This is a genomic window from Actinosynnema pretiosum (assembly GCF_024171695.1).
Taxonomy (GTDB): Bacteria; Actinomycetota; Actinomycetes; order Mycobacteriales; family Pseudonocardiaceae; genus Actinosynnema; species Actinosynnema pretiosum.
This window is the reverse complement of sequence record NZ_JAMTCF010000008.1, coordinates 167,828-189,641: the sequence shown is the minus strand read 5'-3', so window position 1 is coordinate 189,641 and position 21,814 is coordinate 167,828. Positions and strand designations below refer to the sequence as shown.

17 protein-coding genes are annotated in these 21,814 nt (G+C 74.3%); 11 read left to right on the top strand and 6 right to left on the bottom strand.

From position 1 onward, the window contains the following. Positions 1 to 31 precede the first annotated feature (31 nt). A complete protein-coding gene (locus LV78_RS18230) occupies positions 32 to 985 on the top strand; it encodes a hypothetical protein (RefSeq protein ID WP_253846459.1) in 954 nt (317 codons plus the stop codon). A 548-nt stretch (positions 986 to 1,533) separates the two neighbouring features. Here LV78_RS18230 and LV78_RS18225 read toward each other — a convergent pair. Then, on the bottom strand, positions 1,534 to 2,112 hold the full coding sequence (locus LV78_RS18225; protein WP_253846458.1) for an NUDIX domain-containing protein: 579 nt from the start codon (positions 2,110 to 2,112) through the stop codon (positions 1,534 to 1,536). Positions 2,113 to 2,508: 396 nt separating this feature from the next. Here LV78_RS18225 and LV78_RS42025 point away from each other — a divergent pair, with 396 nt between their 5' ends. The 3 genes from LV78_RS42025 (at position 2,509) to LV78_RS40820 (ending at position 7,809) form a co-directional block, all read left to right on the top strand. Then, positions 2,509 to 4,383: an SMODS-associated NUDIX domain-containing protein gene (locus LV78_RS42025; protein WP_372494953.1), complete on the top strand. Its 1,875-nt coding sequence runs from the start codon at positions 2,509 to 2,511 to the stop codon at positions 4,381 to 4,383. Further along, positions 4,380 to 5,468, top strand: coding sequence for a hypothetical protein (locus LV78_RS18220; RefSeq protein ID WP_253846457.1), 1,089 nt, complete (start codon positions 4,380 to 4,382; stop codon positions 5,466 to 5,468). Before LV78_RS42025 ends, LV78_RS18220 begins: the two co-directional genes overlap by 4 nt. 100 nt (positions 5,469 to 5,568) lie before the next feature. Beyond that, positions 5,569 to 7,809, top strand: coding sequence for a M20/M25/M40 family metallo-hydrolase (locus LV78_RS40820; RefSeq protein WP_301306763.1), 2,241 nt, complete (start codon positions 5,569 to 5,571; stop codon positions 7,807 to 7,809). Positions 7,810 to 7,816: 7 nt separating this feature from the next. Here LV78_RS40820 and LV78_RS18205 read toward each other — a convergent pair whose 3' ends face one another. Next, entirely contained in the window at positions 7,817 to 8,416 is a 600-nt protein-coding gene (locus LV78_RS18205) for a DKNYY domain-containing protein (protein ID WP_253846456.1), read from the bottom strand. A gap of 348 nt (positions 8,417 to 8,764) precedes the next feature. Between LV78_RS18205 and LV78_RS18200 the strand changes: the two genes are divergently transcribed. The 4 genes from LV78_RS18200 to LV78_RS18185 all read left to right on the top strand — a co-directional run bounded on the left by LV78_RS18200 (position 8,765) and on the right by LV78_RS18185 (position 11,495). Then, positions 8,765 to 9,019, top strand: coding sequence for a hypothetical protein (locus LV78_RS18200; protein ID WP_253846455.1), 255 nt, complete (start codon positions 8,765 to 8,767; stop codon positions 9,017 to 9,019). After that, a complete protein-coding gene (locus LV78_RS18195; protein ID WP_253846454.1) occupies positions 9,012 to 9,827 on the top strand; it encodes a transporter substrate-binding domain-containing protein in 816 nt (271 codons plus the stop codon). Before LV78_RS18200 ends, LV78_RS18195 begins: the two co-directional genes overlap by 8 nt. 200 nt (positions 9,828 to 10,027) lie before the next feature. After that, on the top strand, positions 10,028 to 10,684 hold the full coding sequence (locus tag LV78_RS18190) for a hypothetical protein (RefSeq protein WP_253846453.1): 657 nt from the start codon (positions 10,028 to 10,030) through the stop codon (positions 10,682 to 10,684). After that, a complete protein-coding gene (locus LV78_RS18185) occupies positions 10,677 to 11,495 on the top strand; it encodes a transporter substrate-binding domain-containing protein (RefSeq protein WP_253846452.1) in 819 nt (272 codons plus the stop codon). The genes LV78_RS18190 and LV78_RS18185 overlap by 8 nt, the downstream gene beginning before the upstream one ends. A 58-nt stretch (positions 11,496 to 11,553) precedes the next feature. On the opposite strand, the gene LV78_RS18180 is transcribed toward LV78_RS18185, so the two are convergent. Further along, a complete protein-coding gene (locus LV78_RS18180; RefSeq protein WP_253846451.1) occupies positions 11,554 to 13,236 on the bottom strand; it encodes a glycoside hydrolase family 64 protein in 1,683 nt (560 codons plus the stop codon). 788 nt (positions 13,237 to 14,024) lie between these two features. Between LV78_RS18180 and LV78_RS18175 the strand changes: the two genes are divergently transcribed. Next, positions 14,025 to 15,080, top strand: coding sequence for a serine hydrolase domain-containing protein (locus LV78_RS18175; protein ID WP_253846450.1), 1,056 nt, complete (start codon positions 14,025 to 14,027; stop codon positions 15,078 to 15,080). Positions 15,081 to 15,134: 54 nt separating this feature from the next. Here the strand turns inward: LV78_RS18175 and LV78_RS18170 are convergent, their stop codons facing one another. Together LV78_RS18170 and LV78_RS18165 are read right to left on the bottom strand one after the other, a co-directional pair. Continuing rightward, positions 15,135 to 15,728: a hypothetical protein gene (locus LV78_RS18170; protein ID WP_253846449.1), complete on the bottom strand. Its 594-nt coding sequence runs from the start codon at positions 15,726 to 15,728 to the stop codon at positions 15,135 to 15,137. A 139-nt stretch (positions 15,729 to 15,867) separates the two neighbouring features. Then, positions 15,868 to 19,299, bottom strand: coding sequence for a hypothetical protein (locus LV78_RS18165; protein WP_253846448.1), 3,432 nt, complete (start codon positions 19,297 to 19,299; stop codon positions 15,868 to 15,870). Positions 19,300 to 19,604: 305 nt separating this feature from the next. Between LV78_RS18165 and LV78_RS18160 the strand changes: the two genes are divergently transcribed. Beyond that, positions 19,605 to 20,180: a hypothetical protein gene (locus LV78_RS18160; protein ID WP_253846447.1), complete on the top strand. Its 576-nt coding sequence runs from the start codon at positions 19,605 to 19,607 to the stop codon at positions 20,178 to 20,180. Between the two features lie 54 nt (positions 20,181 to 20,234). Here LV78_RS18160 and LV78_RS18155 read toward each other — a convergent pair whose 3' ends face one another. Beyond that, the gene (locus LV78_RS18155; RefSeq protein WP_253846649.1) at positions 20,235 to 20,789 is read right to left on the bottom strand and encodes a GtrA family protein; all 555 of its coding nucleotides are present in this window, start codon (positions 20,787 to 20,789) and stop codon (positions 20,235 to 20,237) included. 428 nt (positions 20,790 to 21,217) lie between these two features. Between LV78_RS18155 and LV78_RS18145 the strand changes: the two genes are divergently transcribed. After that, entirely contained in the window at positions 21,218 to 21,796 is a 579-nt protein-coding gene (locus LV78_RS18145) for a C40 family peptidase (RefSeq protein ID WP_253846446.1), read from the top strand. The last annotated feature ends 18 nt before the right edge of the window (positions 21,797 to 21,814 follow it).

Sequence of the window (21,814 nt, the reverse complement as noted above, 5' to 3'; positions counted from 1 at the left end):
GCGGCGGCGGCGCCACCGCGAGAGGGGACCGATGACGGACGCGCTGGTGAAGGAACTCCGGGAGCTCAGCCGGAGCAGGGGGGTGCACGTCCCCGCGATCGACCGGCACGTCGGCCCGTCCCTGCGCGGGGTGTGCGGCGTCGAGGCGGGCGACGGGGCGGCGGCGGTCCGGGAGAAGGTGGTGGCCTGGGCGCTGCTGGCCGCGCAGGACCTGCCCGAGGACATGCGGGTGGCCGCGCTGGTCGCGCTCGCCGTGCACGAGGACGCGCGCGAGCCGTTCCTGCGCGAGCGGATCAACTGGCTCGCCGAGGAGTACCGGATCGGCGAGCGCACCGCGCGCAGGCGGGTCGAGCAGGCGCTGACCAGGCTCGCCGAGGTCGGCGAGCACACCGCGCCCGCGCCGGTCGCCTCGCCGGGGGAGCAGGCGCAGCCGTGGTGGTTCTCTCGGTTCAGGGCGGTGCTGCGGCTGGACGGGCCCACCCCGGTGTGCACGGAGGACCGCACGGTCGTGTCCGGGGTGGACGGGCTGGAGGTCATCACCTGGTCGATCAGCCTGCCGCCCGCGACGCCCGGCGGGCCGCCGGGGACGCTCGACGTGCAGGTGGTGAACGGCGTCGAGCGGATCGCCCAGGAACAGCCGTCGGCCAGGCGGCACCTGCTGCACCTGCGACTGCCCAAGCCGCTCGACCTGGGCGAGGAGTGCGACTTCTCGCTCCAGGTGAGCCTGCCGAGGGGGCAGGAGATGCAACCGAGGTACGTGTTCTGGCCGGAGCGGCCGTGCGCGGACTTCCGGCTGACCGTCCGGTTCGGCCAGGAGCGGCTGCCCGAGCGGGTGTGGCGGGTGGACGGCGCCTACCACCGGGACGCCGACGACCCCGCGCCCGAGCCGGACCTGATCGAGGTCGACTCGATCGGCGAGGTGAAGTACGCGGCGAGCGGCCTGCGCCCGGACCGGGGGTACGGCCTGCAGTGGCAGCTCCCCTGACGACGGCTCTCCCTGCGGCGGCTCTCCTGACCGGCTGACCGCGCGACCGACCCTCGACGACGCGGGTCGAACGCGCGGGAACCGGGTGGCGGTCAGGGGCGGAAGCGGGCGGAGGACACCCCTCGTGAGCCGGAAACCGCCGGAACCACCCCTCAATCCCGGCCTTTCCCAGCCCAACAGCCCTCCGCCTGCGGTCCGGCACGCCGCACCGCCCCGCTCCCCCGGCCCGGCACCCGAGCCCCGCACCGCTCCTCGGGCCGAATCACTACCCCCGCAAGCGCTCGCCATCCCCGACCAGGGACCGGCGGAGGGGTTTTCCACCCCGATGGCCCACCGGTTCAACCTCTTTCCACCGGGGCGGGCACCCGAACGCCCCGGAACCGGACTCGCTGCGATCCCGGCCTGAGGAACGCACCCCGCCCCGAGGAGCACGCCGCCTCCCCCGGAAGCGCACCGCCCGGTTCAAGAGGCACGCCACCGGATCGGGGACCCGGCCGCTTCCGGCCGGAAAGCACGGGCCTTGCGGGCCACAGGCGCGGCCACCCCGCTCACGCCACCTCCAGTCCCCCACGCCGCCGGGTGCGGCGCAGTGCCACGGCGAGCAGGGCGTGCGCACTGCCCGCGTGCGGGATCGCGCCCCGGTCCACCAGCTCCAGCGCGCGGTCGAACGCCGGTCGCCACACCGCTCCCCCGCCCTCGGCGCGCTCGCGCAGCCCGGTGGCCAGGTAGAGGTGCTCGGCGTGGTCGGTCACGCTGTCCGCTCCGTGCACCACCCCGACCCGCTCCCACCCGTCCGCCTCCAGCCCGGTGCGCTCCAGCAGCTCCCGGCGCGCGGCGGCGTCCGGGTCCGCGTCGGCAGGCGCGACCGGGCCGCCGGGCAGCCGCCACTGGGTGCAGCGGTGCGGGTAGGCCCACTGCCGGGTGAGCAGCACCCGGTCCCGCTCGTCCAGCGCAAGCACCGCCACCGAGGGCGGCACCACGACGTGCGCCTTCACCTCGCGCTCACCGTCCGGCCGCAGCACCACGTCCTCGACCAGGTCGAACGCCTCTCCCCGCCGCACCACCTCCGTGGTCAGCCGCTGCCACACCACCAGGGCCCCTGCCCCGTCCGCGAATTCAGCCACCATGCCCACCATGAAACCACTCGGCCGCGTTTCCCAAACCCCCACAAGGCGGCCAATTCGTGGACAACCAGAAAGGCCGGCGCGTTCGACGGTAAAGCATCAGAGGGCGATGCAGAACACCTGGCAGCGATCTGGCAAGGCATTGGCCACGATCTGGCCACCGCCACGGCCACCGCCACCACCTGCGACAACGTCCGAAAGCAGCAGCACGGCGGCGCACACCCCCAGCCACCTGCGGCGACCCGTAAACACGCCTAAAGGACAATTCCCGGCCACTTAGTGGACGTTCTGCGCCGAGGTCCCACAAATTCCCCCACCCGGTGCACACTGCACCCTGGCAAACGTTTTCAGGGGGTGTTCTCCGGATGCACGAGCGGGAGGGGGCTGGTCGCGGTGGGCATGCCTGCGCAGCGGACGACGAACAGGGGCGGCGGGCGGGCGCCGGGGGGCTGGGCGGCGGGCGGGCCCCGGATGGTGCGGGTGTCGTTCTCGGCGGTGCTGCGGATCAGGGCGGGCGGATCGCAGGTGCTGTTCGAGCAGCGGGCGGAGCGCGGGGTGTTCGGCCCGGTCGGCGACGTGCTGCGCTGCCACCCGCCCGCGTCCGACGTGCTGCGCGACCTGGGCTTCCGGGGACAGCGGTGGGCGGGCTGGGGGCCGGGGCCGCTGGCGGAGCTGGCCGGGGAGGTGCCCGCGCGCTCGCTGGCGGAGCTGCGGCGGTGGTTCGACAGCGGCGCCTACCGGGAGGACGCGGCCGAGTGCCTGCGCCGGGCGCTGTCCTCGACCCTGACCGCGCTGGGCGCGGCCGACCTGGCGGAGGACGTGGCGTCGGCGGGCTTCGCCCCGCTCGGCGCCCAGGTCCTGGGCCCGGAACCGGTGCCGGACAGCCCGCACCGGCGACTGCGGCACCGGGAGCACCACGAGCTGGTGTGCGTGGACGCGCAAGCGCACCGCCTCCGCGACCGGCTGCTGGAACTGGCGGCGGACCCGACCGCGCGGGAGGTGCTGGTGGCGACCGAGGAGCAGGTCGCGCGCGGCCGGGCGGGAGCGGCGCTGGTGACCGCGCACGCGGCGGTGGGGTGGGACGCGGGGGCGGCGGAGGGGGCGGGTTCCGGCGTGCGGACGGCGATTCGGGGGTTGGAACCGGGCGGTTCGACGGCGATCGGACCCGACTCAGGCGCACGAGCGGCGATCCGGGAGGCGGTATCGGGCGGTTCGGCGACGAACGGACCCCGCTCAGGCGCACGAGCCGCAATCCGGGAGGCGAGATCGGGCGATTCAGCGACGACCGGAACTCGCTCAGGCGCACAGGTGGCGATCCGAGGGGCGGAACCGGGCGATTCAGCGACGACCCGACCCGACTCAGGCGCACGAGTAGCAATCCGGGAGGCAGAACCGGGCGATTCGGTGTCGATCGGACCTCGCTCAGGCGCACGAGCGGCGATCCAGGAGGCGGGATCGGGCGATTCGACGACGATCGGACCCCGCTCAGGCGCACGAGCGGCGATCCAGGAGGCAGAACCGGGCGATTCGACGGCAATCCGACCCGACTCAGGCGCACAGGTGACGATCCGAGAGGCGGAGCCGGGCTCGGCGTCGGGATCGGGCGGCTGCCTGGACGTGGGTCCGGGCGTGGTGGGGAGCCCGAGGACGGTGGCGGATTCAGGGGCGGCAGTGGACTCAGGGGCGGCGGGCTCGGGGGTGGTGGCGGACTCAGGGGTGGCAGCGGACTCAGGGGCGGTGGCGGGCTCAGGGGTGGTGGCGGATTCGGCGTCCAGGCCGGTTCCGGGTCCCGTTCTGGCGTCGAGGGCACTTCTGGATCTGCCCGATCGGACGTTCTTGGCCCGGCAAGCCCGACGAATCGGCTTGATCTCACCGGAAGGACCACCGGTTCTGACCGCGACCGGGGTGAGCACGGTCCCCGCGCCGGCCGACCGGCGGGCGCGGACCGAGGCGCGGGCCCTCGGCCCCGAGATGACCGGTGGTCCGGCGACGGGCAGTCGGACAGCGGCCGGTCAGCCCTCCGCCGCATCACCCCCCGCCTCTCCGCCGCCCGCCTCCCTGGCACCCGCCGCCCCGACACCCGCCTCCCTGGCACCCGCCGCCCCGACACCCGCATCCCCGGCACCCGCCGCCCCGACACCCGCATCCCCGGCACCCGCCGCCCCGACACCCGCATCCCCACCGCCCGCCGCCCCTGCACCCGCCAGGCGGGTGCCGCGCGTCCGGTGGTCACCGGGCGGAGGGCCTGCGGCGCGCGCGGGGTGTGCCCGGTGACCCGGCCGCACGCCCGGCGGCGCGTGCTGGTCGGGGCGCGACGGCTCGGGGTGGCGCCCGTGGACTGCGTGCCGACCGCCCGGCTCGGCCCGGACGGCACGGTGGCGGTCGAGCTGGTGTTCGAGCTCGGCGCGCTGCCGCGCGGGTGGCGGTACGCGGTGGCGTTCGTGCGCGGCGAGCTGTCGCCCGACACGGCGGCGGTGGGGTTGGACGGGCCCGCCGGGGTCCGGGTGTCCGGGATCGGCGGCAGCCGGTTCACCTGGTACGCGGGCGACTTCGCCGGGCCCGGCCTGCCGGGTGGGCCGCTGCGGTTGCGGCTCGTGGTGCCGTCCACGCGCGAGGAGCGCGAGGTGCGGCTCGCGCTGCGGCTCGACGCCTCCTACCTGCGGCCCCGGCTGGGCGGGCTCGGGCGCGGGCCGCTCGGGCACGCCACCGCCGACGTGCCGTGGGTGTTCCCGCTGGTGCTGCCCGCCGACCCGGCGGCCTCGCCCGTCGCGCCGTCCGCGCGGGTCGCCTCCGGCCGGGCCGAGCGGTTGTGCCTGGTCGCGGACGTGGAGCGGTACAGCCGGTTCACGCCCGCCGAGGCCAAGGTGGCGCAGCAGCGGTTCGTGGAGGTGCTGCGGGTGGTGCTCGCGCACGCGGGCGTGGAGGAGTCGGCGGTGGCCAGGCAGAAGGCCGGGGACGGGCAGTTCGCCGTGCTGCCCTCCGGGTTGGACCCCCTGACGGCGGTCCCCCGGCTGGTGGAGGGCTTCGCGCTGGCGCTGCGGAGGGTGAACCTCGGGTTGGACGCGCACTCCCGGCTGCGGCTGCGGGTCGCGCTGGACCGGGGCGTGGTCGAGCCGGGCGTGAACGGGTGGGTCGGCGACGCCACGATCGCGGTGAACCGGCTGGTGGACTCGCGGGTCCTGCGCGAGGCGCTGCGCGACGCGCCCAGGGTCGACCACGCGCTCGCCCTGTCCGACGGGCTGCACCGGGAGGCGACCGCGCCGGGAGCGGGGCTGTCGGGGTTCCACCGGGCGCTGGTGGAGGTCCCGGAGAAGGGCTTCAGCGCGCCTGCCTGGCTGCGCGTCCCCACGGACGAGTGACCACCCTTAAGGGAGGGTGGTTGCGGGGTGTGCAGGGTTCTCCGCAGCTGTGAACGCCGGGCCGCCCGGTCGGGGGCGCGGGCGGCACTAGGGTCGCCGGATGGTCGGCGTGCGGCTGCTCCGCGTCCTGTCCCTGCTGCTGGTGGTCGCCGCGGTGGGCGTCCTGTCGGTGCTGGCGTTCCGCCCGCCGGAGCCGGTGGCGGCGGACGCGCCCGCCGGGGACTTCTCGTCCGGGCGGGCGGTGGCGCACCTGCGGGAGATCGCCCAGCGCCCTCACCCGATCGGCAGCGCGGAGAACGCGCGGGTGCGCTCGGTGATCGCCGGGATCGCGCGCGGGCACGGCGCCGAGGTCGTGGAGGAGACCGACCGGGTGCTGGTCGAGCTGCCCGAGCGGGGCGTGACCAGGGACGCGGTCGTGCACAACGTGGTGGCGCGGGTGCCGGGGACCGCGCCCGGCGGGCGGGCGCTGCTGGTGGTGGCGCACCACGACTCGGTGCCGACCGGTCCCGGCGCGGCCGACGACGGCGCGGCGGTCGCGGCGATGCTGGAGGCGATCCGGGCGCTGGGGGCGTCCGGCGGGGTGCGCGACGACGTGGTGTTCCTGTTCACCGACGGCGAGGAGACCGGGTCGGTGGGCGCGCGGGCGTTCGTGGACCGGCACGGCGTGGCCGGGTTCTCGGCGGTGCTGAACTTCGAGGCGCGCGGCAGCGGCGGTCCGGTGTGGATGTTCGAGACCGGCGCGGGCAACGGCCCGCTGGTTGCGGCGTTCGCGGGGGCGAGCAGCAGGCCGATCGGGAACTCGCTCGCGAAGGAGGTGTACCGGCTGATGCCGAACTACAGCGACTTCACCGTGTTCACCGACGTGGGCGCGAACGGGCTGAACAGCGCGTTCATCGAGCACGTCGAGGACTACCACTCGATCGAGGACACCCCGGACGGGTTGGACGAGGGCAGCCTGCAGCACCACGGGGAGACCGTGCTGGGGCTGGTGCGGGCGCTGGGGAACGCCGATCCGGGGCTGGTGGCCTCGGGGTTCGCGGGTGGGGACGCGGTCTACTTCGACCTGTTCTCGCGGGTGCAGGTGAGCTACCCGGTGTGGTTCGCGGTGGGGCTGGCGGCGGTGACGGTGCTGGGCCTGGTCGCCGGGGTCGTGGTGGGGGCGCGGCGCGGCGGGCTCTCCGCGACCGGGGTGCTGCGGGTGTTCGCGGTGCTGCTGGGCGCGGTGGTGGCGGCGGCGGTGGCCGCGCTGCTGGGCTGGCGGGTGGTGGCCAAGGCGCAGCCGAGGGTGGAGTTCGCGGCGCTGGACAACCCGGCCGAGCCGGGCTGGTTCACCGCCGGGTTCTGCGTGCTGGGGCTGGCGGCGCTGCTGGTGGCGGCGCGGTTGCTGCGCGGGCGGCGGCCGGGCGAGCTGGTGGCGGGCGGTCTGCTGCTGGGCGCGCTGCCGCTGGTGGCGGCGGCGGTGCTGGTGCCGGGGGCGACCTGGTTGGTGCAGTGGCCGCTGCTGGCCGGGCTGCCCGCGCTGTGGTGGGCGGCGCTGCGGGACGGTCCCGTGGAGGGCGGTTCCGTGGAGGGCGGTTCCGACCTGCTGGAGGCGCTGGCCCCGCTGGTGGCCGCCGCGCTGTTCCCACCGGTGGTGGGGACGCTGCTGGTGGCGCTGGGCACGCCGCTGCTGGTCGCCGGGATCGGGTTGGCCGGGGTCGCCGGGGTGCTGCTGGTCCCGCTGCTGGTCCGGCTGCCCGCGCGGGGCTGGACCGGGCTGGGGGCGGCGGTGGTCGCGGTCGGGCTGGTCGTGGTGGGCGTGCAGCGGGCGGAGCCGACGTTGCGCACGGCGCTGCTCCACCTGGACGACCGGGGCAGCGGGTCGTGGCTGTCCGGCGACCCGGAGGTCAGCGCGTGGACGTGGAACGCGCTGGGCGAGCGGCCGGAGCGCGGGGTGCTGCTGAAGGAGGACTTCCCGATGCTGACCGGCCCGCTGCTGCGCGCGCCCGCGCCCGGCGGGCTGCTGGCCCCGCCGGAGGTGGAGGTGGCGACCGGGGACTCGATCGCTCGGGTGAGCGTGCGGCCGGGTGACGGGGTGTGGCGCACGCAGGTCGTGGCGCCCGCCGGGTGCCGGTCGGGCGGGCGGGACCTGCCCGCCGGGGTGGTGGAGTTCTACGGGCAGGGCGACGGGTTCGAGCTGGAGTGCCCGGTCGGGGCGGAGCTGGCGGTCACCGACCACCGGGTGGGGCTGCCCGCCGAGGTCGCCGCGCTGCTGCCGCCGAGGCCCGCGGGTGAGCTGCCGGTGCAGTCGGGGTCGCGGGCGTACGACGGGACGCTGACGCGGGTCGTGGTGCGCCTCTGAATCCCGGTCACCGCAACCGCTCCGCCAGCTCCCGCTCGGACACCGGCTCCCCGTCCAGGTAGAACCACTCGGCGTCGCGGGCGACCTGCCGGAGCCTGCCCGCGCTGGTCACGGTGAGCGTGCTGAACGTGCGCGCGTCGGCGGGCACCGGCCGCCACGCGTGGTAGACCCGGCCACCCGAGGTGGAGTAGAGCATCCGCTGGTCGACGATCCGCCAGTCACCGGGGTCGGCGCCGCGCAGCAGCCTGCCGTGTGCGTAGCAGGAGCGCGCGTCGTGCCCGAAGAACCCGCCCAGCGACAGGAACGTGGCGACCTCGGCGCCCGCCACGCGCACCGGCCGGTCGACGCCCGCCGAGAACACGACGGCGTCCCGGTCGGCCCCGTAGCCGTGCGCGACGGGCTCCCCGAGGTCGTCGTGCACGACCCCCCGGTCGAGCGCGCGGAACGTGGCGGCGTCCGCCTTGACCCGGTGCCACGGCGTCCACACCCGCTCGGCATCGCGGGCGAACGAGAAGCTGAGCACCCGGAAGGTCGCCGCGTCGGCGCGCGGCAACCGGTTCCCCATCCGCCACACCCGCTCCCCCTCGACCCGCCACGGGCTGGACACCGACCACCTCCGCTCCCCCCGGACGGCGATTCCGGGTGACCTCGCCGCAAGGCGATCATAAGGGCATTTCACAGGCCCCGGATCAGCGAATATGTTTCACAACTAACGTTTTCGGACGGTCCCGCAAAAGAACGGTCGAAACGTTCGGAGGGATATGCACCCGATCGTTCCGCAAAAGCCGACGAGATCCGCACTCATGCCCGCTGACCTGGAATCGAGCACCCCCTGGAGATCGTTCCCCACGCCCGCGTAACAACTCGGCCGACCCCGGCGAATCCGAGGTCACCGGCAGGAATTTTCCGGATACTGGTTTCCTGCCCGCGCAGGGCGGCGAGGGGGTGATTGCGCGTGGAGAACGCCGATCCGACCGGTTGCTGCGAGGAGGTGGGCGAGTTGCGCTACGCGCTGCTGCTGGACGGGAGGACGACGCGCGAGGCGGTCGGGCGGACGGGCGAGCGGGTCGCGCTGGAGCTGGAGGACGACGGACAGCGGGTGCAGGTGCGGATCGGGTTGCGCTACGCCGAGGAGGACCGGGCCTGCGAGGTCCGGATCGAAGGCGATCCCGTGGTGCTCCAGGTCCCCCAGGAGGCTTCCCGTGGTTGACCGGCGCGCGGTGGTCGCGCTCGCGGCGGTGGTCGCGCTCGTCGTGGGCTGCTCGGAGCCCGCTCCCCTGTTCCCCGACCGCGTCTACGTCGGCGTCGCCCCCAGCTCGCCCGGCTGGAACACCGTCGACGCGGAGACCAGGCGCAGCGGGTTCGACCACGATCTGGTCAACTGGCTGGCCTCGGAGCTGGACTTCGTCCCCGAGCCGCTGTCGCTGGTGGACGGCGAGCGCGAGGCGGCGCTGCGGCCGGGCGGGCGGGTCTCGCTGGTGGTGCACACGTACTCGATCACCGACGCCCGGCGCGATCAGGTCCTGTTCGCGGGGCCGTACATGCTGACCAGGCAGGGGCTGCTGGTGCGCAGGGACGCGAGCGGCAGGCCGGAGCACCCGGACCGGGAGTCGCTGCGCGGGCGGACGGTGTGCGTGACCGAGGGGTCGACGTCGGCCCAGCAGCTGGGCGAGTACGACCTGGACGTGGTGCCCAGGGCGGAGAGCGTCTACCAGAAGTGCGTCGACCTGCTGCGCGCGGGCGAGGTCGCGGCGGTGTCCACCGACCAACTGCTGCTGCACGGCTACGCCGCCGCGAACCCGGACACCGTGGTGCTGGCGCAGGAGTCGTTCGGCCAGCAGGAGCGGTACGGCATCGGGTTCCCCAAGGGGGACCTGGCGCGCTGCCGGAAGGTGACCGAGCTGCTCAGGGGCCTGCTGTCCGGAACCCTGTGGCGGAGCTTCTTCGAGGCCAACCTGCCCGGCATCGACCCGGCTCCGCACAAGCCCGATCCGAACAAGCTGATCGACTGCGCGTGACCCGCAGGAAGCGCCGCCGCGCGCCGAGGGTGCGGCACTGGCGGCAGACCGGCCGCCACGGGTTCCCCCGGCAGGACGGGGTGAAGGGGGTGGTCATGTCCGGTGGGACGCGGCAGCGCGGGGTGCCGCCAGACAGGAGCAGGAGGCCCGGTGGCAGGAAGCCGACCGGGAAATCGCCAGTAAGACCGGTGGAGGAGCCCGTGACCCGCGACAAGCCCCTCGGCGGGGTCCTCTGGTTGTTCGCCGCGCTGTTCCTCGGCTCCCTCACCCCCCTGGCGCTGCTCGACCTGGACGGCGCCAGCCAGCTCGCGGGCGTGCTCGCGCTGCCGGTGTCGATCGTGCTGGGCGCGCTCGCGATCCTGGTCGCCGAGCGGCCGGAGCTGCTGCGCGGCCGGACCAGGCAGCCGGTCGACTGGGCGCGCGGGCTGAAGTGGGCCGCGCTGGTGCTGGGGCTGGTCGGGATCGGCGCGGTCGGGTACGCGGTGTGGGACGCCACCCGGCCGCTGGACCTGGCCGTGCCCGAGGAGTTCACCGGCGGGCAGCCGTGGCGGGACGGGGAGGAGCGGGTGCTGGAGCTGCCCGGTTCCCCGCCCGAGCGGGACCGGGTGGTGCTCGCGCTGAGCCTGGAGAACGCCCGCAGGACCGGGGACTGCGAGCGGTCGCCGGAGCTGCGGTACACGCCCGTCGTGGACGGGCAGGAGCGGGCCGAGGCGGTCGGCAGGCCCGGCCAGGCGGTGGAGCTGTCCCTCGAGGGGGCGAAGCGGCAGGCGGTGGTGAAGGTGGTGCTGGACTACTCGGGCGGGAACACCGCGTGCGAGGTCAGGGTCAGGGTGGACGAGGCGGTGCTGCGTGGCTGATCGGCGCGGGTTCCTGGCGGTGGTGGCGGTGCTGGCGCTGGCGGTGGGCTGCGCCGAGCCGGAACGGCTGTTCCCCGAGCGGTTCAACGTCGGCGTCGCGCCGAACTCGCCGGGCTGGGGCACGGTCGACCCGGCGACCAACGAGCGCAGCGGTTTCGACGACGACCTGCTCAACTGGCTGGGAGCCGAGCTGGACTTCCGGCCCGAGCCGCTGCCGGTGCGCACGGCCGACCGGGAGCGGGAGCTGCAACCGGGCGGCCGGGTGTCCATGGTGCTCGCCAGCTACTCGATCACGGACGCGCGGCGCGAGAAGGTGCTGTTCGCGGGCCCGTACATGCTCTCGCAGCAGGGCGCGCTGGTGCTGCGCGGCGAGGACGGGCAGCCGCTCCACCCGACCATGGAGTCGTTGCGCGGCAAGGCGGTCTGCGTGACGCGCGGCTCCACCTCGGCCGCGCAGGTCAGGGAGTACCAGGGGTTGGGGCTGGCGCCGTCGGAGGTCGAGTACTACGAGGAGTGCTTCGCGCGGCTGCGGGAGCGGTCGGTGGCGGCGATGACCACGGACCAGCTGCTGCTGCACGGGTACACGACCAAGCACCCGGACGTGGTGGTGCTGCCGCAGGTGGCGTTCGGGCAGCAGGAGCGGTACGGCATCGGGTTCCCCAAGGGGGACGCGGCGCGCTGCGAGGCGGTCGCGAAGAAGCTGCGGCAGCTGCTGACCGGGGCGCTGTGGGAGGACTACTTCCAGCGGAACCTGCCGGGCGCCGACCCGACGGGCCACAAGCCGGACCCGAACGACATCTCCTGCGGCTGAACGGGAAAAGCGGGGCACCGGGTCCGAAGACCGGTGCCCCGCTTGCACAACTCCGCTATCAGGCGCGACGCCACTTCTGGTTGGCCGTGCCGCCGCACTCCCAGATCTGGAGGACGGCGCCGTTGGCCGGGTTCCACTCGGCGATGTCGACGCACTTGTTGGCCTGCGGGTTGACCAGGTCGCCCGCGCCGGACAGCACCCACTTCTGGGCCGCGTTGCCGCTGCACTTGACGAGCTGGACCGCCGCGCCGTTCGCGGTGGAGCCCCAGGCCACGTCGGCGCACATGCCGCCGCTGCGCAGGGTGCCGTCCTTGAACTCCCACTTCTGGCCCGCGCCGCCGGTGCAGTCGGACACGGTCAGCCGCTGGCCGTCGGAGAAGTTGTTGTTCGGCACGGTGAGGCACTTGCCCTGCCACGCGCTGACGATCGAGCCGCCCGCGGGCTGCGGGTTGTTCGACGTCGGGGGCTTCGTGGTGGTGGTCGGCTGCGGGTTGTTGCCGCCGCCGTTGTTCCCGCCACCGTTGTTGCCGCCGTTGTTGCCGCCCCCGGTGAACGGGGTCAGCGTGATGCCCGCCGAGCGCGGGTCACCGGAGTGCACCAGGGACTCCTGGGCCTGGACGTCGTCGAACGCGAAGCCGTAGGCCCGCCCGTCCACCATGTTCTCGTGCACCAGGCGCGAGTAGTGGTTGGTGAGGTCGCCCTTGTAGAAGTCGGCCGCGCCGCCACCCGGCTGGGTGTCGATCGTGCCGAGGGTGGAGCGGTGCAGCGCCGCGCACAGGGTGCGGGCGATGGGGCCGACCACCTGGTCGTTCGGCGCGCCCAGCTTGCCGTCGCAGCCCCACACGTCCGGGGTGGACGGCTTCTGGAACGAGGCCACCTGCTTGCCGGAGCCGTCGGTGAAGTTCATCGTCGAACCGGAGGTGCGCCCGAAGTACTTGACGCTCGGCTGGTCGGTGAACGGCACCACGGTCAGGGTCTTGCTCGTGTACGCGTTCCACGCCTGGGTGATGTACGGGTCCAGGTAGTTCGCGCTGAACAGCCCGCCCTCGGCGGCCTTGCCCGGCGCGAGCGCGCGCAGGATCGTGCCGTCCGACCGCGTCACCACGGTCTTCTCCCAGCCCTTGAGGCCCTTGAGCGCGTTCATGACGTTCTCGCGCCCGTTGACCTTCAGCTCACCGGTCTTGCGGGTCGCCCCGTCGGACCCGGTCACGCTGACGGCGTGCGGGACGGCGAAGTGGTCCACCTGCGAGCTGTTGATCCACAGGCCCGCGTCGTTGTAGGTGAACTCGCTCCAGTCGAACAGGATGTTGTGGTTCGCGTCGCCGGGCGACCAGGGCGCGGGCTGCACCAGGCCGTCCTGGGTCAGGAAGAACTTGAGCTTCTCCCCGAACGACATGTAGACGCGACCGGACAGGTGCTTGGGCACCTTGATGGTGGAGCTGGACCCGTTGGCCGGGCCGTTGATGGACACGTCCGGCGCGGGCGACGGCGGGTTGGTGCCGCCGGTCCAGGCCGTGAACGCGCCCGACTGGTTGACGAACCCGAGCTTGCCGCTGCGGATGTCGGTGCCCAGCACGTAGAGGTGCACCGAGTCCGACCGGCCGCTGTTGTTCGTGACGGTGAGCGGGAGCTGGTCCGGCCCCGCCGCCGACGCGGGCTGCATCAGGGTGGTGACGGTAGCGGCGGTCGCGGCCGTGGCGACCGCCGCCAGCGCTCCCATCCACTTCGTTCTGGTGCGCATCGAGCGAACTCCTCCATCTGCTGCAGGGCAGTTCGGCTCTCACCCCCTGCGGTTTTCAGGATGACCACCCGGAGGGCGGGGCGGGCAATCCTGCGCCGTCCCGTGAGAGCGTTTCCACAGACTTGTTGGTCGACCGCTCGATGTCAAGGCCAGGCTAATGCGCGAAGGGGTTCCGCGGTGCGGTACGGCGAACCCCGGTGACGTGACGCGCGTTATGCCCGACCGGGCGGCGGAACCGGGCGGAAAAGTTCCGGGAAAAGTTGTTATCGACCACGACGGCGCTGGTGGGCAACGTCCTGACGTGCCCGAACACCCCGGCGACCGGGCGGGCGCGGGAGCGGCGGGCACCACACCGGGCACGTCGGGGAGAGCGCGGAACGGGCCTCCCGGACCCCGAATTCCCATCTGCAACCAAATCGCGAACCCCTTGTTCGGCGAACTCCCCGGAACCCCCGCCGCAGTGGGTCGCACCCCCGCGCGCACTTGTTTAAGGAAATTCGAGGCAAATTTAAACCTCTTTTAAGGCAGTGCGCTCCGTGACCGCCCGTGACGTGATCGACGCGCTTCGCCGCGACCCGCCCCGGAACGTCCGGGAGGTGGGACGCGAATGCCCCGCGAACCCGGAAACCGCACCTCGCGCCGGGTCCGCCGGCTACCCTGCGCACACCGGCCCCGGCCGCGCGACCTCGGCACCCGAGCGGCGCAGCGGCGGCCGGCGGTTGCGTAGAGTGCTCGGGAAGCGCAGGACATCGTTCAGGTTGGGGAGAGGCGTGCTTGAGGCTGCGGGGTTGAGCCGGCTGGAGACCGTGCTCGCGGCGCACGTCCACGACGGGGCGGTGCCGGGTGTGGTCGCGCTCGTGGCGCGCGGGGACGAGGTGCACGCCCAGGTGCACGGCTCGGCGGACCGGGGCGCGCTGCGCCGGGACGCGCTGTTCCGGCTGGGCGAGCTGAGCGGCGCGGCCACCGCGGCGGCGGCGGTGCTGCTGGTGCAGGAGTGCGCGATCGGGCTGGACGACCCGGTGGCGAGGTGGCTGCCGGAGCTGGCCGACCTCCAGGTCGCCTCCGACGACGACGTCACCGAGCCCGCGCGGCGCCCGGTGGTGCTGCGGGACCTGCTGACCATGACGGCCGGGCTGCCCGCGCTGCCCATCAGCACCCGCGACGGGCAGCTGGAGCCGGACGAGTGGCTGCGCAGGCTGGCCGAGCTGCCGCTGGCGCACCAGCCGGGGCGGCGGTGGGCGGCCGGGTCCGACGCGGACGTGCTGGGCGTGCTGCTGGCGCGGGTGGTCGGCGAGCCGCTGGGCGAGGTGCTGCGCACCAGGCTGTTCGAGCCGCTGGGCATGGCGGACACCGGTTTCCGGGCCGCGCCCGAGCGGCTGGTGAGCGCGTACGCGCACCACCCGGCGACCGGGGCGCTGGTCGTGGCGGACTCGCCGTGGAACGGCAGGCACAGCGCGGAGCCGGTGTTCGAGTCCGGTGCGGACGGTCTGCTGTCCACGGCGGACGACGTGCTGGCGCTGCACCGCGCGCTGCTGGGCGAGCGGCCGGACGTGCTGTGCCGGTCCGCCGCCGGGCTGATGACCTCGGACCTGCTGACCGACGAGCAGCGCGCGGGCCTGCCGGACACCTCGTGGGGCTTCGGGCTGGGCGTGGGCGTGCGGGTGCGGCGGACGGACTTCGCCGGGGTCGGCCAGTTCGGGCGGCGGGCGGCGCTGGGCGCGAGCGCGTTCTCGGACCCCGGCTGCGGGCTGACCGGGGTGCTGCTGACGTCGGTGGCGCTGGACCACGAGGACAGCCGCAGGCTGCACCGGGACTTCTGGACGGCCGCCTACCAGGCGGTGTGAGGACTCCCAGGGCGGTGGGGCCGGGTCTGCCCCGGTCCCACCGCCCGAGCGGGGTCAGCCCTGCGGCTGGAACGGCGGCAGCGCGGCGAACCGGGGGTCGACCCGGCCGGTGAGCGCCACGTGCCGCGCCCACGCCCGCGCCCTGGTCAGCGGATGGTCGGGGAACTGCGGGTCGTGCTCGGCGGCGTCGCCGAGGTGGTGGGGCAGCACGCCCTGGAGCTCGGGCGCGTACGGGTGCGGGGTGAACCAGTTCTCGTGGCCGAGGCGCGCCATGAGCATGGCCTCGCGCATCCCGGTCATGCCCAGCTCGGGCGACTGGAGCTTGAGCACGGCGCTGCACCCGGCCCTGGGCACGGTGTAGGAGGCCAGGAACACCTGACCGGCGGGCCGGTTCGGGAAGGGCACCTTGAGCAGCTGGTAGAGCGCGGGCACGCCGTCGAGCCGCACGACGTCGGCCTCGATCAGGCAGCCCGCCTTGGCGGTGAACCCGGCGAGCCGGTGGCGCAGCAGGTCCACGTCCTCCAGCGCGGCGGGCAGGTCGGGCGGCAGGTCGAAGTAGTCGAGCGTGACGACGCCGCCGGTGGCGGGGTTGACCCACACCGAGGTGTCGCGCTGCTCCAGGCCGGTGGTGTCGAACGTGATCGGCATCCCGGCACCCTACGTGCCGCTGACCTGGGCGAAGGTGGCGAACGCGGGAACTCGCGCTGCGTGACCGAGGGGTCGCGCGGCGTTGGCGACCGGCTCGGTGCGGCACGGCACGGTGCGGGACGGCCCGGCTCGGCCCGGCTCAGCGCGGCACGTCGACGATCGCCTTGACCGCGAAGCTCCCGTCCGGCCCGACCTCCATCACCGGCAGCCGCCGCCCCACCGCGTTCCCGGTCCCCGCGTCGATGGTGAACGCCCCGCCCGCGCCGAGCACCCGGTTGCGCTCGCGGTCGAACCGCTCCAGGTCGGCCCGCACGTCCTGCCGGGACGGCAGCTCCCCCGCCTGGGCGTTCATCCCCCGGCTGACCCGGCTGACCGACTCACGCGCGGTCAGCACCGCGTCGTGCATCATCACGCCCCACCCGTCGGACAGGTCGAGCGGGTCGAGGCCGAGCCGCTCGAACTCCGCGACCAGCGCGTCGAACTCGGCGATCCCGGCCTGCCGCGCCGCGTCCGGGTCGACGTGCGGGGTGTAGAGGATGCGCAGCGACGCGTCCCGCGCGCCCGGCCGCAGCTCGGGCCTGGTGCGCAGCAGGGCGGCGTCCGAGCCGGTGACGAGGGTGATCAGCCGGTCCCGCACGCAGTCCCGGCCGCGCAGGCTCTCGATCAGGTCGTCGAGCAGGACCGCGCGCCCGGCGTACAGGACGGTGTCGGGCGCGCCGTCGCCGCACAGGTCGCGCATGATCTCCCGGAACTGGATGTCCAGCGAGCCCTCCACGTCGAACTGGCCCTGCACGGTCACGGCGGGCCTCCCGGTGGCGGAGATCCGCTCGAACTCGCGGTGCAGGGTGGCGGTGTAGAGGTCGCTCTCGCTGTTGTCGTAGACCAGGACGGCCTCGCGGACGTCGGTCTGCGCGAGGTACTGGGCCAGCACGCCGATCTGGTCGCCGGTGGTGGCGTTGACCCGGACGAAGCCCTTGACGCGCTTGCCGTCGGCGTCGGTGTTGAAGCCGGTGGCGGTGACCACGGTGCCGATCATGGGCAGTCCGGCGGCGGCCAGCGCGAGCGCGGTGTCGTGGGCGGCGGTGGTGCTGAGGCCGACGCCGACCACGCCGACGATCCGCTCGGGCTCGATCAGGCCGGTGAGCTGCTCGACCACCGGGCGCCACTCCTGCTGGCGGCTGCCGGGGTTGGCGAGCAGCAGCCGCACCTTGGGCAGCCGGTCGCCCCCGTTGGCGGCGAGCTGGGCGACGTGCGCGCCCGCGAGCTGCGCGCGCACCCGCCGGTCGGTGACGCTGCCCCCGGCGTGCGGCGTCAGCGGGGTCAGCACCACGAGGGTGACGTGCGGCAGGTCGGCGACCCGCTCGTTCTCGGCCAGGATGGCGGCCGAGACGCCCTCGGCGGCCGGGTCGAACGCGTAGGAGCCGTCCGTGACGCCCACGCACTCGCCACCGCGCTCGTGCACGCCCTCGGCGCAGCGGGTGATGAGCTCCCAGGAGTGGGCGGTGACCGCCGTGGCGGCCACGGCCAGCACGGCGGCCAGGGCGAGCGCGCGGACCCTGGAGCGGGTGCGGGCTTTCGCAGGCAGCGGCGGGGTGAAGTCGACCGCTTCCTCGGCGGGCTCGCGCCAGCGCCCGGCCTCCCCCGGCCGCTCACCGCCGCGCGAGCGCAGCGCCGAGGCGGCCCTGCGCAGCGGTTCGGCGTTGCCCCGCTGCTCGCGGCGCAGCTCGTCCAGGTCGGCGGCGGCGCCGGTGAGCAGGTCGGCGCGGTCGCCGCGCGAGAGCGGGTCCTCCGCCAGCCAGAGGGCGACGACGAGCCGGGCGGTCGTGGCGCGGGCGCCGCCCCGGTGCGGCAGGCCCAGCTCGGCCAGCAGCCTGGCCGGGACGACCAGGGCGTCGGGCAGGTCGTTGGGGGCGGTCACCGCCGTGCGCAGGGCGGTCAGCCAGCGCTCGGGGTCGTCGGCGAGCGCGGTGAGCCGGTCGACCACTGCGGGCACGTCGCGCAGCGCGAGGGCGTGGTGCAGCCGGTCGTCGGGGTCGCCGTTGTCCCGCAGCCAGGTGTGCGCGGCCCGCCACCGCTCGGGGTCGGCGGCCAGGCGCAGCAGCAGCGCGTTGCGCAGGGCGGGCAGCAGCACCGGGCGGCCGTCGGGGCCGGGGGCGCGCAGCCGGTCGGGCACCGGGTCGCGTCCGGGCGGGGTCGGGGCGAGGCCGCTGTCGGCGAGCCGGACCGCCTGCTCGGCGTCGCGGGCGGCGGCGCACAGCTCCAGCAGCGGCAGGTCGTCCCGGTCGGTGGTGAACTCGCGGATCAGCCGCTCGGCCACGGTGGTCCTGGTCCGGTCGGGCTCGTCGGCGGCGGGCCGCCAGCGCCTGCCGAGCACGGCGGCCAGGGTCCGCGCGCCGGGACCGGCGTCGGCGATCGCGGCGACCAGCAGGGCGGTGGCGGCCGGGTGCCCGGCGGTGAACCGGTGCACCGCCGAGGCGATCACCCGGCGCGAGCCCGGCCAGCCGGGGGCGCGGTCGGCGATCAGCTCGGTGACCTCGTCGGCGGTGAGGTCGCGCAGCGCCACGGGGTGGGCGTCGGGCGAGCCGAGCGCGGTCCACTCCTCGTGACCGGCGTCCTCGGCGGCCACGACGGCGTCCTCGCCCGCCACGTCCTCGACCAGCTCGGCGCCGCCGGTCGCCACCACCAGCAGCGGGTCGGCGTCGGACCCGCGCGCGGCGACCAGGGCGCGGTAGAGGGCGCGGCCGGGTTCGGCGTCCAGGTCGTCGAGCAGCAGCGCGCAGTCCAGCGACCAGGTGCGGGCGTCGGCGCCCCGGCCGAAGGCGGCGCCGGAGCCGAACGCGGCGCGCAGGTCGGCCAGGAACGCCCGCCACATCCACTCGGCGGCCTCGCGCTTGTCCTCCGGGTCGGACTCGGGGCGGGTGAGCCGGTGGACGCGGGCGAGCTCGGCGTAGGCGCGGTCGCCGGAGCCGAACCAGTCCACGCCGGAGCCGAGCAGGGCGCGGCGGCCCAGCGGCCGGGACACCAGGCCGCGCAGCACGAGCGCGGGCGCGTAGCGGACCGCGCCCGCGACGCCGGGCAGGCCGCCGACCACCGGCAGCAGCTCGCTGACCTCGGCGGCCCGGTTGGCGAGGAACGCCTTGAGCCGGTCGACGCTGCGGTACTGCTCCAGCACCTCGCGGACGCGGGCGCGCTGGTCGGCGGGGTTCTTGGCGTCCCCGCCCCGGAAGCTCGCCGCGACGACGGCGCGGGCGGTGAAGAAGCGGGGGAACGGGATGGCGCGGTAACCGGCGGCGGTGCGGTTGAGCTCGAACGCCAGGTAGGTGAGGACCTCCCAGGGCGCGTCGGGGTCGAGCTTGGCGCAGTCGACGCGGGCGTGCGGCACGAGGTCGGTCATCCGGTGGGCCAGCTCGTCCAGCAGGGCGGTCTTGCCGCAGCCTCGGGGGCCGGTGAGGATCAGGACGGGCGTGCGGCGGGAGGTGGGCGCGCCGCGCGCCTCCGGTCTGGTCTGGAACTCGCGCACCAGCGCCAGCACGCGCTGCCTGCCCGGTAGGGGAACCCGGTCACCCGTCATCAGCGCAGCCCCTCCCCGAGCCGACCCCGAGTGCACATGGTCGCTCCGGGCGGGGCCGCTGTCACGACTCCGAACGACGTAGTCGGCGGGGTGGTCGTTCCGGCGCTCTTCCGGGCTGTCCCCCCGGTTCTCGCCAGGGCGCTCTTCCACGTTCTCGTCCAGGTGCCCGTCCGGGCTCTCGTCCAGACGCTCGCCAGGGCTCCCGCTCACGTCCTCGTCCGGGCTCCCCGACCGCACCGGGATGATCACCCGCGGTGCCCGCCCCCTGAGATCGCCGCCGCCCGGCCCGGTGCGACACTGCGGAGGTGAGACTGCCCGAACCGGACGCGATCCACGCGTTCATCACCGAAACACCCTGGTCCACCCTGTTCCACGCGTACGGGAGCGCCGCCGACACGCCGGGCCACCTGCGCGCCCTGGTGGACGGCGGGGACATCCGCGCGGCGCTGGACCACCTGTCCTCGGCCGTCGTGCACCAGGGCACGGTCTGGTCCGCCACGCCGCCCGCGCTGGCCGTGATCGGGGCCGTGCTGGCGCAGGGCGACCTGTCGCAGGCGACCGTGCGGCGGCTGCTGTCGGTGGTCGACGAGTCCACCTCGGCGCTGGACCTGGAGCTGGCGGACGAGGACTTCGCGGCAGCCGAGTCGCGCGCGGCCAGGACGTTCCGCAAGGACGTCGCGGCGGCGGACGACGAGGACGAGTTCCAGGAGCTGTGGGACGACAACCCCGAGGTCGTGGACGAGCTGATGCGCCGCGCGGTGGTGGACTGCCTGCGGCTGTTCCCGGCGCTGCGGGAGGTCGTGCTGCCCATCGACCCGGCGCTCGCGGCGAAGCTGGAGCTGCCCCAGGAGCTGGCCGACCGGGTGGTCGTGCGGAGCTGATCCCGTGGTGTCCCGTGGCGCCGGGAACCCCCGGCGCCCGACCACGCGACGCGCTCAGGCCGCCCGGTCGAGGTGCGCCCCGGACCGCGCCCGCCCGCGAACGCGCCTGCGCACCGGCCGGTTCGCGCTCTCGTCCCGCTGCGGGAACACCCAGCGGCGGAACGCCCACCAGCGGAACACCATCGCGATCAGCGTGCCGAGGATCATGCCGCTGAAGAAGTCCGCCGCCTCCTGCACGAGCAGGCTCACCTCGGGCACCCGCAGCCCGAACACGTAGCGGGACACCACGAGCGGCAACGAGTTCAGCCCGATGCCGACGGCGCTGATGAGGAAGAACAGCGCGGCCTCGTGGTGCCGCTCCCGCCCGCCCCTGGTGTTGAACGACCACTCGCGGTTGAGGACGTAGGACACGATCGTCGCGATGATCGTGGCGATCACCAGCGCGGTCACCGGCTTGCCGTTGAGGACGGTGAACTTCAGCCCGTAGTTGACGCCGGTGGTGACCAGGAAGCACGTCGCGCCGACGACGAGGAACTTCAGCAGCTCTCTGTACCGGAAGACCAAGGTCCGCAGCGGGGTGGGCACCAGGGAGAGGACCTTGCTGAACATCGGCACGGCGCGAGCCTAGTCCAACGCGGACCACTCTCCGTTTCGGGAGATTACCGTGCGCTATGTCCTTTTAGTCCGTTCCCCTCGCTCCCGCGCACCCACCCCACCCCCACGCTCAAGCCCCTGACCTCGCACGACCCCCTCCACCGACGTCGACACCCCGCACCACCCGACCACTCCCCACCGGACGACCCGGAACATGAGTCGCTGATCACGCTCCGCAGCCCTCTCCCCGTCCCACCCCCACCCCCTCCCCCACCCCCAGAAATGGGTAAGCCACACCACAATTCTTCACACCTTCAGGTAGCGACTTAAGTAGCCCATTTCCCACCGATCCGCCCGCTAAACCTTTGACTTGAATTCCCGGTTCCGGTCCAGTGGTTTCCGCAAGGCCGAGGGACAACGACCGAAGCACAGGGGAGAGAGCGATGGAGCTCGCAGGGGGAATCACCAGGGGAACGGCCGCGGCATTCCTGGGAATCGCGCTGATCGGGGGCCCGGCCGCTTCCACCGCGATCGCGGCGCCGGTGACGCCGGTGGCGCAGTCCGCGCCGACGATCACCAGGTCCGCCGAAGCGGCGCCGCAGGTCTCACGCCAGGAACTGCTCGACCGGGCCGCGAGCTGGCTGACGGCGAACGACGGCGCGCAGGTGCCGTACTTCAACGACCAGTACTGGGACGGCTGGCGGCAGGACTGCTCGGGCTACGTGTCGATGGCCGCGAAGCTGCCCGCACCCGGCCCGAACACCGTGGGACTGGCAGGCGCGGACTTCACGCACGACATCGCGGTGGCCGACGTGCTGCCGGGCGACCTCTTCATCGACTCCACCGGCGGCGCGATCTCCGACCGCCACGTGGTGATCTTCGAGAAGTGGAACAACCCGGAGAAGACCGAGTACACGGCCTACGAGCAGCGCGGCGGCCACGGCACGGACCACCGCGCCAGGAAGTACGGCCTGGGCGGCGACGAGTACAAGGCCAAGCGCCTGAACAACATCGTCGACTGACACCGGTCCAGCTGATCG